The organism is Streptomyces sp. NPDC006207, assembly GCF_040613835.1.
Classification (GTDB): domain Bacteria; phylum Actinomycetota; class Actinomycetes; order Streptomycetales; family Streptomycetaceae; genus Actinacidiphila.
The window spans coordinates 1-8,242 of the sequence record NZ_JBEXSX010000128.1 but is presented as its reverse complement, the minus strand read 5'-3'; the positions used below and the strand labels follow the sequence as shown (position 1 = coordinate 8,242).

The following is an 8,242-nucleotide window of genomic DNA, read 5'->3' as shown; positions in this document are numbered from 1 at the left end:
GTGGGCGATGGGTCCGGGCTTGCGGGCCATGGGTGTCCCTTCGGGGGTGGAGGAGTCACTGCTGTCCGGCGGACGTCACGCGTTGGGACGCTTGCCGTGGTTGGCGCCCTTCTTCTTCCGGGCGCGCCGCTTGTTGCCTCGCTTGGACATGATGCCCAACCCTCTCGTACAGGACATTTCGACCGCGGTCAGTCTATGACCGCCCCCGGCGTGCGGCACGTCAGCGACGCTCCGCGCGCGAACGCCTGGTCAGTCCGGGAAGTGCGCGCGCATGAAGGCGTTGCGGAAGACCCCTGAGGGGTCGAACCGGGCGGCGAGCTGCCGGAAGTCGTCGTAGCGCGGGTAGAGCTCGCGCAGGGCGGCGGGCGACGGGGTGAAGAGCTTGCCCCAGTGCGGGCGGGCGGAGAAGGGGCGCAGGGCTTCCTCGACGACCTGGACCGCCCGCGTCACCGCCGCGACGTCCGGGGTCCAGGTGAAGTGGAAGGCGACGCTGTCGCGTCCGTGGGCGGGGCTGAGCCAGAGGGAGTCGGCCGCCACGGTGCGGATCTCGCCGATCAACACTTCGGACGAGAACCGCTCCCGCACCCGCCACAGGGCCTCGAACGCCGCCACCGCGTCGCGCCGGTCGACGAAGAACTCCGACTGGATCTCCTCGCCGCTGCTCGGGGTGAACTCCAGGCGGAAGTGGGGCAACCGCTCGTACCAGGGGCCTGCCAGGCCCTGCTGCGGGGTGCAGTGCGTGCCGGGCATCCCCGGGATCGGGTGCCGTGGCCCGTCGGCCGCGGTGGCCCCGAACCACGTCTGCGGTACGGGCTCCGCCCCGTCGGCGTCGACCCGCTCCTTGAGCCACACCTGGTCGACGGCACGGTCCCGCCAGCGGGTGAAGACCGACACGCTGTACCCCGCCGACATCACCGTGTCGAAGTTCCCGAGGAACTCCTCCTTCGGCATGTCCTCGTAGACGGTCTGGCGCACGGCGAAGGACGGGACGAGGTCGAGGGTCAGCCCGGTCACGACGCCCAGGGCGCCCAGGGCGACGACGGAGCCGTCGAAGTCGGGATCGCCGCGACGGATCTCGGCGAGCCCGCCGTCGGCGGTGACCATGGTCAGCGCGCTGACCGCGCCGGCCAGGCTGCGCCGGCCGGTGCCGGAACCGTGCGTGCCGGTGGCGCACGCGCCGGCGACGGAGATGTGCGGCAGGGAGCCGAGGTTGTGCAGCGCCAGACCCGCCTCGTCGATCGCGCGGACGATCTCGCCGAAGCGCAGCCCCGAGGCGACCGTGGCGGTGCGGGCGGTGCGGTCGACGTCGACCACGGCGGGCAGCCGCGAGGTCGAGACGTGCTCGCCGTCGGTATCGGCGACGGTGCTGAAGGAGTGCCGGGTCCCGAGGGCGCGCACCCGTGGGGACCGGGCCACGATCTCCTGCAGCTCGGTGACGGACTCGGGGTGGTGGAGGCTTCGTGCGGTGAAGGCGACGTTGCCGCCCCAGTTGCTCTCCGCGGGCATCGCGGTCGTTCCTTCCTGTACGGCCCGGCTGGCGGCGGCCGCGCGGCGCGCGGCCTGCCGGATCAGTGGTTCGGGGCCTGCCGTTCCAGGATGATTCTCGCCGCTGGGGCCGGGGGCGCAGGACAGGGGTGTGTCGTGGCGCCGCGGGGGCCGGGCCCGCCCGCTCCTTCAAGTCTTGACGTGACCCCGTCACCCTGGCATGGTCTAGACCTAGCTGGGCTCAACGGGACGGCACAGCAGGGAAGTTCACGCCGCCCCGGACACGACGCACGCCGCGCCGCGCCCGTGCGTGACCCCCTCGGAAAGACCCGTGCCCGCCGTGCGGAGCACCCCCCGCCAAGCTCCCTCCCCCACGACCGCGGCCTCCGGCCGGGTAAGGAGCGACTCCCCCATGTCCACGTCCCTCACCGGACGGCTCCCCGCAGGACGTACCGTCCTGGGCCCGTCCGCGGTGTTCGCCGTCCTCGCGGCGCTCCTGGCCACCTTGTTCGTCGCGACGCCGACCGCCCGCGCGGCGGACGGCCAGATCAGCGGCCTGGCGGGCAAGTGCGTCGACGTCGCCGCGGCCAACAGCGCCAACGGCACCGCCGTACAGCTCTACGACTGCAACGGGACCAACGCCCAGCGCTGGTCCAACCCCGGCGACGGCACGCTGCGCGCGCTCGGCAAGTGCCTCGACGTCGTCGACCGCGGCACCGCCGACGGGGCCGCGGTCCAGTTGTGGGACTGCGCGGGCAGTGCCAACCAGCAGTGGGTCGTCACCGCTGCGCGCGACATCGTCAACCCCGCCGCCAACAAGTGCCTGGACGTCCGGGAGAACAACTCCGCCAACGGCACCCGGCTGCAGATCTGGACCTGCACCGGCGGGGCGAACCAGAAGTGGAACGCCCCCGCGAGCGGCGGTGGCGGCACGAACCCGTCCGGATTCGTCGTCAGCGAGGCCCAGTTCAACCAGATGTTCCCGGGCCGCAACGGCTTCTACACCTACAGCGGCCTGGTCGCGGCCCTGAGCTCCTACCCGGGCTTCGCCAACTCCGGCAGCGACACCGTGAAGAGGCAGGAGGCCGCCGCCTTCCTCGCCAACGTCAGCCACGAGACGGGCGGCCTGGTGTACGTGGTCGAGCAGAACACGGCCAACTACCCGCACTACTGCGACTGGGGCCAGCCCTACGGCTGCCCGGCCGGCCAGGCCGCGTACTACGGCCGCGGTCCGATACAGCTCAGCTGGAACTTCAACTACAAGGCGGCCGGCGACGCCCTCGGCATCGACCTGCTGGGCAACCCCTGGCGCGTGGAGCAGGACGCGGCCGTGGCCTGGCGCACGGGCCTTTGGTACTGGAACACCCAGAGCGGCCCCGGCACCATGACCCCGCACAACGCCATGGTGAACCAGGCAGGCTTCGGCCAGACGATCCGCTCCATCAACGGGTCCCTGGAGTGCGACGGCCGCAACCCGGCGCAGGTGCAGAGCCGGGTGAGCAAGTACCAGCAGTTCACGGCGATCCTGGGCGTCAGCCAGGGTGCCAACCTCTACTGCTGAGCCTCCGCCGCGCGGGTGCGGCCCGGACGTCCGGGCCGCACCCGTGTAGGTTCTCGATTCTCATGACCACAGCCGATGGCCTGACCTGGCAGTCCTCTGGCGTCTCATCTATGGTCGGCCACCGGTTTCGTCTCACGATCTTGGCCATTGAGTGCGCCAGAGATGTCAGGGGCTGCCTTAGCCCTACAACAAGTTCTCCTCAGGGTCACCTACTCGAAGATCCTTCGTGGCGGCCCTGACAGCCCCGACAGTGCTTGAGCCGAAGCGACAGCCGGCCACGCGATGACCCCCAGTCTCCGCAGGGCCGGTGCACGAATTCCTCGAACAAGGGGACGAGGCCACTGCCGGACCAGATCCCGAGGTACGAGAGTTTCGAGCCAGGGCGGCAGCCGTGTGTGCAGGTGCGGGTGGGCGGCCGGTGCCATGACGGCGTGGTCTGGCACAAGATCCGGTACCGGAATGGGCGGCACGCGGTCCAGTTGAAGGTGACGTTCCCTGGAAGGCGACGGCTTCCCCGTCGTGTACTGGCGCACCTACTGGTGGAACCCGGACGCGATCCGCGTCGTGCGCTGATCACCCGGAAGGTGGTACGGCTCCGCCCAAGGTGGAGGAGGGCGAAGCCGCGTCCCATTTCTACCTCGCTCACGAGGGTGTCAATCCCGCTGGTTCACAGTCTGGCCATGACCCGGGCCGATGATTTGTCGCTAGCGTGCCCTTCCACTGCGGCCCACTCGGCGACGTCGAACGGCCAGCGCGTATTGGCGTAGGCGATGACGACGTGGCGGCCGTCCTGCCGCACGGGGTGCTGCCGGTCGCCTGGCTCGGTTCCGGCGGCCACGACGGCGGCGGCCGAAGAAGCGTTGCGGCACTTCAGGCGGGTCTTGGGCATGGTCAGCGCTCCTGCGTTCGCTGGTCGATATGGCGGACGATGCTGTGCGGCAGCTTAGTCCGGAGGGTGATCGACCTCTTCCCGTAAGCCACATTCGATGCAAAATCGCTGTCACCGGCCCGGAGCAGCTGCCCGTGCGGCGAACTGCCCCGGCTTGCACGCTGTCGGTATGCGCGCGATCTGGACCGGCTACGTCAGCTTCGGCCTGGTCACCATCCCGATTCACCTGTACTCGGCGACCGAGGAGCACGGCACCGGATTCCACCAGGTCCACGCGAGCGACGGAGCCCGCATCCGGCACCGGAGAGTCTGTGAGCGTGAAGACGTAGAGGTCCCGCAATCGGAGATCGCGCGCGGCTGGGAGCGCCCCGACGGCCGCACCGTCGTGCTCCTCGATGAGGACCTGGCCGCGCTCCCCCTCCCGACGAAGCGCACGGTCGACGTCCTCGGCTTCGTCGACGAGCGCGACGTCGACCCGGTGCTCTACTCCCGGCCCTACTGGGTCGGCGCGGCCGGCGAACAGGGCCAGCGCCCGTATGCTCTCCTGGTGGAAGCGCTGGCCCGGCACGGGACGGTCGCCGTCGCCAAGGTCACCTTGCGCACCCGGGAACGGCTGGCGGTCCTGAGACCACGGCACGGCATGCTCGTCCTCCACACGCTGCTGTGGCCGGAGGAGATCCGCGAACCCGGCGACCTGTCGTCGGCGGCGCCCGTGACGGACCGGGAACTGGAGCTTGCCGAGCTGCTGATGGACCAGCTTGCCGGAGTCGACATCGCCGCACTGCACGACGACTATGCGGCCGCCCTGGAGCAGCTGGTAGCCGCGAAGCTGACCGGCGCAGGCCTGGAACAGCCCGAGGAACCAGTGCCGGCCGTGGATCTGATGGCGGCGCTTGAGGCGAGTATCCGGGCGGCGAACAAGCGCTAGCCGGTGTCCGCAGTGCATCAGCCCCGTGGAGGGGGCTCGTCACTCGAATGCCCGATTGAATGGTTCGTGCTGGAGAGGGCAATCCCCGCCGCCGAATGGGTCTCGGTCATCGACCTGGCCGCGCGGACTCCCCTTTGGCCCGCGGCGGTGTAGGCGCTCATGCGGGGTAGATCCCAGCAACCGGGTCAGGCAGGGGATTCACCACACTGTCGGACCTGTATCCCGCCAGTCGAACAACTCGTTGTCCAGATGGACGGAGTCGGGATCGAGCCCAGCCCGCCGCAGGAACTCCATCAGGTCCCGGAGGTCGTACGCGATGCCGAGGTCCTGGCAATCCAGGCGCACCCGCCGGCCGCCACCTTCGGAAGGCGGCGGATACACGACCACCTGGTGTCCCTCCATACGATCAGGGTGCCTCCGCCCCAGGGCAGGGCGCATCCTGAAGGTGCGGCCCTGCCCGTCCGCACGGTGAGGTCACCGCGAGCGGAGCATCCTTGCTTTCTCTTGGGGTCCCCGGTGTCGTGTGAGAACCGGGCCCTGTTGTGCGGGAGTCTTGATCGTGCCGCTGTGCCGCTGTGCCAACTGGGTTGACCCGCAGGACAGAGCGGGCTTCCACCCAGTAGGTCGCCCGACCTAACGCGTGCCGCGTCGACAGATGTCCGGCGCCGGCGCATGATCACGCACTGCAGGTCCCAGTTGAGACCTCGCGCATGGCCCCGCGGCAACCTGTCTCGGGCTCACGGACTGCGATTACCGAGTGGCGCCGAATGGGTGCTCACGGCGACGGGCGCAGATGGAAGAAATGGCTTTCCGCCGGTCACTTGGATGTCCGTCGGTAGCATGAACGCCCTTGTGGTGTTGCGGTTCGGCCTTACTGGCGAGCATCGGGACGTTACCCGCGTGCGAGGGCGCGTGTGGGCAATTAGCCTAAAAAGGTCGAGTTCCCGCACTTAAGGTAGGACGAGGAGGCGACTCGCCGTGGCGAAAGTGCTCTTCATCGTGAGTGGGGCGACGTACTGGGTACTGAAAGACGGCACCAGGTGGGCGACGGGCTACTGGGCCGAGGAGTTTGCGAATCCGTACAAGATGCTGACGGAAGCCGGACACGAAGTGGTCGTGGCGACTCCCGGCGGCGTCACTCCGAACGTCGACATGATGAGCCTGCGTCCCTCGATGGCCGGCGGCGAGGAGGGGGCCCTGGAACTCGAGACCATCATCCGGTCCGCGGAAGTGATGCGACGCCCCTTGCAACTCTCGGATGTCCGGCTCGAGGACTATGACGCCGTGTACCTACCGGGTGGCCACGGCCCGATGGCGGACCTGGCCTTCGACGCCGACGCGGGCCGCCTGCTGACGGCGCAACTCGCCTCGGGGAACCCCCTCTTCATCGTCTGCCATGCCCCTGCTGCGATCCTGGCAACCCGGATTCACGGTGTGTCCCCCTTCAAGGGCTACCGGGTCACCGGCTTCTCCAACGAGGAAGAGGAAGGCGTCGGACTGGCTTCCCGGGCGACCTGGTTGCTGGAGACGGACCTGAAGGAGCAGATCGGCGTCGACTACAGCCGCGGACCGATGTGGGAGCCGTACATGGTCGAGGACCGCAACCTCGTCACTGGGCAGAACCCCCACTCGGCGGCAGTGCTGGGCGGCCGGATGCTGGAAATTCTCAAATAGGAACGGCCTCGGGGGCACGCTCCGAGCGCTACTGAACGTGAATGTGCGTGTCGGGCCTGCCTTTTGCTCGCTGGTGACAGGACCCAGCATGCATCGATGAAGGGTCCATGCCCGGCGGGCGTTCGTTAGTTTGCCCGCCATGATTGAACTTGGACCAGTCGCCTGGCCACCTGCCCCGGTCAGGACCGAGCGGCTCGTGCTCCGCGAGTCCGAGGCCCGCGACCGCGCAGGGCTGATTGAGGTGTTCGCCTCGCCTGAGGTGGGCACCTACATCGGTGACCCTCGACCGCGTGATGAGCTGGAGCGCGCGGTGCCTGAGGTGCCTGGGCAACGCCCTGGCTTTTTTGTGGTCGAGCTCGACGGAGCGCTGATCGGCATAGTCACGCTTGACCGGCGTGCCCCAGACCGTCCGGGTCACGTCCGCCCGGTAGGCGGCGAGGCCGAGCTCGGCTACATGTTCCTCCCTCAGGCGTGGAGATACGGGTACGCCACCGAGGCGTGCGCAGCGGCACTCGACTGGCTCGCCGACACGCTCTCCAGGGTAGGTCGCCAGGAAACGAACCCGCGGGCCACACCATCGACTGCCTGTACGCGTGCTTGCGGGGCATCTGCTCGGTCCGCTTGGCTCGGGGCTCTGGTGAGGGTTCGCCTCATTCGTGCGGGGCGGACGCGCGCAACCCGTCGACGAGAAGCTGCAGACGGCGGTGGACGTCCGCGATGTGGTGGTCGCTGCCGGGCACGGGGCGCGCCAGTAGGGACATCGTGGTCAGCACGTCCTGGAGATCGACGTCAGCGCGGATCCGGCCGTCCCGCCGGGCGTCGTCCATGAGTCTGCTCACCGCGGCTTCCACCCGCGCGTATTGCGACGACAGTTCTGCCGGGAACTGCCCGCCCTTGTCGAGCAAGAGGCCGCACAGCGGTCCGAGCCGCTCGTCCACCGCGTCGTGCAGGAAACGCTCCAGCGCGGCGAAGGCGTCGGTGCTCTCCGCGGCGGCGCGCTCGACCTGGTCGGCCATGCGGCTTACGACGGACAGCAGTACGGCGTGCAGCAGGGACTGCCGTTCGCGGAAGTGCCGGTAGAGCGTGGCATTTCCGACGCCGGCGCGCCGAGCGATCTCGTCAAGCGGGGCGGCTGGTCCCCGCTCCACGAAGACCTCACGGGCAGCCGCCACGATCCGCTCGCGGTTGCGCAGTGCATCCGCGCGGGGCCGGGGACCTCCGTCTGCGACCGGCCTGGCATCGTCGTGCCCGGCGGCCGAGACGGCCTGTGGCTCGGGCGTACGACGCATAGTGCGGCAACGCCCGGCGTCGGGTTGTGCCGCGTGGTTGGGCTGGGCCTCGCAATCGGTGGAGCCCGTGGCGGCCCCGGTCTCTTTTGAGGTCTGCATGCTTCTCCAGGGTCGGGTCATGTTCAACGGATCACCGCGTGCTTGCCTCTGGCGAGGGCCACCTGAGACCGAGGTCACTGGCGGAACGCCGAGGGGGATCGTGCCGCCTTCTCCGGTTGCCGGCGCGATCGCGCCTACGTGCCCGTTATGTGGGTGGGCGATGGGCGTGCGGTGCTTTCGGACGGTCCGGGTCCGGCCGCCGGACGGAACACGGCGGCCTGCCCGTGGTGGGTTCCGTCGGAGTCCTCGAGGTTCCACATGCAGACGTCCTCGATCCGGAATATCCGGCCGTCCTTGTGCTGCCGCAGACCCTGGTA

General features: G+C 69.2%; 9 protein-coding genes and 1 pseudogene. 4 read left to right on the top strand and 6 right to left on the bottom strand.

The window, feature by feature from the left end:
• Window positions 1-75: 75 nt before the first annotated feature.
• Together ABZ312_RS44675 and ABZ312_RS44670 are read right to left on the bottom strand one after the other, a co-directional pair.
• Window positions 76-150, bottom strand: a complete 75-nt coding sequence (locus ABZ312_RS44675; RefSeq protein WP_373297613.1) for a 50S ribosomal protein bL37 — start codon at window positions 148-150, stop codon at window positions 76-78.
• A 99-nt stretch (window positions 151-249) separates the two neighbouring features.
• Complete coding sequence (locus ABZ312_RS44670) at window positions 250-1,506, bottom strand: D-arabinono-1,4-lactone oxidase (protein ID WP_500440193.1); 1,257 nt, start codon at window positions 1,504-1,506, stop codon at window positions 250-252.
• Window positions 1,507-1,897: 391 nt separating this feature from the next.
• On the opposite strand from ABZ312_RS44670, the gene ABZ312_RS44665 reads away from it, so the two are divergent.
• A complete protein-coding gene (locus ABZ312_RS44665) occupies window positions 1,898-3,046 on the top strand; it encodes a glycoside hydrolase family 19 protein (RefSeq protein ID WP_500359770.1) in 1,149 nt (382 codons plus the stop codon).
• A 667-nt stretch (window positions 3,047-3,713) separates the two neighbouring features.
• On the opposite strand, the gene ABZ312_RS44660 is transcribed toward ABZ312_RS44665, so the two are convergent.
• A complete protein-coding gene (locus tag ABZ312_RS44660; RefSeq protein ID WP_500440192.1) occupies window positions 3,714-3,935 on the bottom strand; it encodes a hypothetical protein in 222 nt (73 codons plus the stop codon).
• A gap of 169 nt (window positions 3,936-4,104) precedes the next feature.
• On the opposite strand from ABZ312_RS44660, the gene ku reads away from it, so the two are divergent.
• Window positions 4,105-4,863 carry a non-homologous end joining protein Ku gene (ku, locus tag ABZ312_RS44655; protein ID WP_500440191.1) on the top strand — a complete coding sequence of 253 codons (759 nt, stop codon included), beginning with the start codon at window positions 4,105-4,107 and terminating at the stop codon, window positions 4,861-4,863.
• 198 nt (window positions 4,864-5,061) lie between these two features.
• Here the strand turns inward: ku and ABZ312_RS44650 are convergent, their stop codons facing one another.
• Window positions 5,062-5,265 (bottom strand): hypothetical protein, encoded by a 204-nt coding sequence (locus ABZ312_RS44650; protein ID WP_500440190.1) that lies wholly within the window; start codon window positions 5,263-5,265, stop codon window positions 5,062-5,064.
• A gap of 576 nt (window positions 5,266-5,841) precedes the next feature.
• Between ABZ312_RS44650 and ABZ312_RS44645 the strand changes: the two genes are divergently transcribed.
• Together ABZ312_RS44645 and ABZ312_RS44640 are read left to right on the top strand one after the other, a co-directional pair.
• The gene (locus ABZ312_RS44645) at window positions 5,842-6,537 is read left to right on the top strand and encodes a type 1 glutamine amidotransferase domain-containing protein (protein WP_500440189.1); all 696 of its coding nucleotides are present in this window, start codon (window positions 5,842-5,844) and stop codon (window positions 6,535-6,537) included.
• Between the two features lie 139 nt (window positions 6,538-6,676).
• Window positions 6,677-7,150: pseudogene (locus ABZ312_RS44640) on the top strand (GNAT family N-acetyltransferase); the annotation flags it as partial.
• Window positions 7,151-7,187: 37 nt separating this feature from the next.
• Here ABZ312_RS44640 and ABZ312_RS44635 read toward each other — a convergent pair.
• Entirely contained in the window at window positions 7,188-7,709 is a 522-nt protein-coding gene (locus ABZ312_RS44635) for a TetR/AcrR family transcriptional regulator (RefSeq protein ID WP_500440188.1), read from the bottom strand.
• A gap of 350 nt (window positions 7,710-8,059) precedes the next feature.
• The coding region (locus ABZ312_RS44630; protein ID WP_500440187.1) for an MEKHLA domain-containing protein at window positions 8,060-8,242 on the bottom strand (183 nt) is incomplete at its 5' end.

Coding starts and splice junctions, on each gene's coding strand:
- ABZ312_RS44665 (WP_500359770.1), top strand. CDS start 1,898: ATGTCCACGTCCCTCACCGGACGGCTCCCCGCAGGACGTACCGTCCTG.
- ABZ312_RS44670 (WP_500440193.1), bottom strand. CDS start 1,506: ATGCCCGCGGAGAGCAACTGGGGCGGCAACGTCGCCTTCACCGCACGA.
- ABZ312_RS44660 (WP_500440192.1), bottom strand. CDS start 3,935: ATGCCCAAGACCCGCCTGAAGTGCCGCAACGCTTCTTCGGCCGCCGCC.
- ku (WP_500440191.1), top strand. CDS start 4,105: ATGCGCGCGATCTGGACCGGCTACGTCAGCTTCGGCCTGGTCACCATC.
- ABZ312_RS44650 (WP_500440190.1), bottom strand. CDS start 5,265: ATGGAGGGACACCAGGTGGTCGTGTATCCGCCGCCTTCCGAAGGTGGC.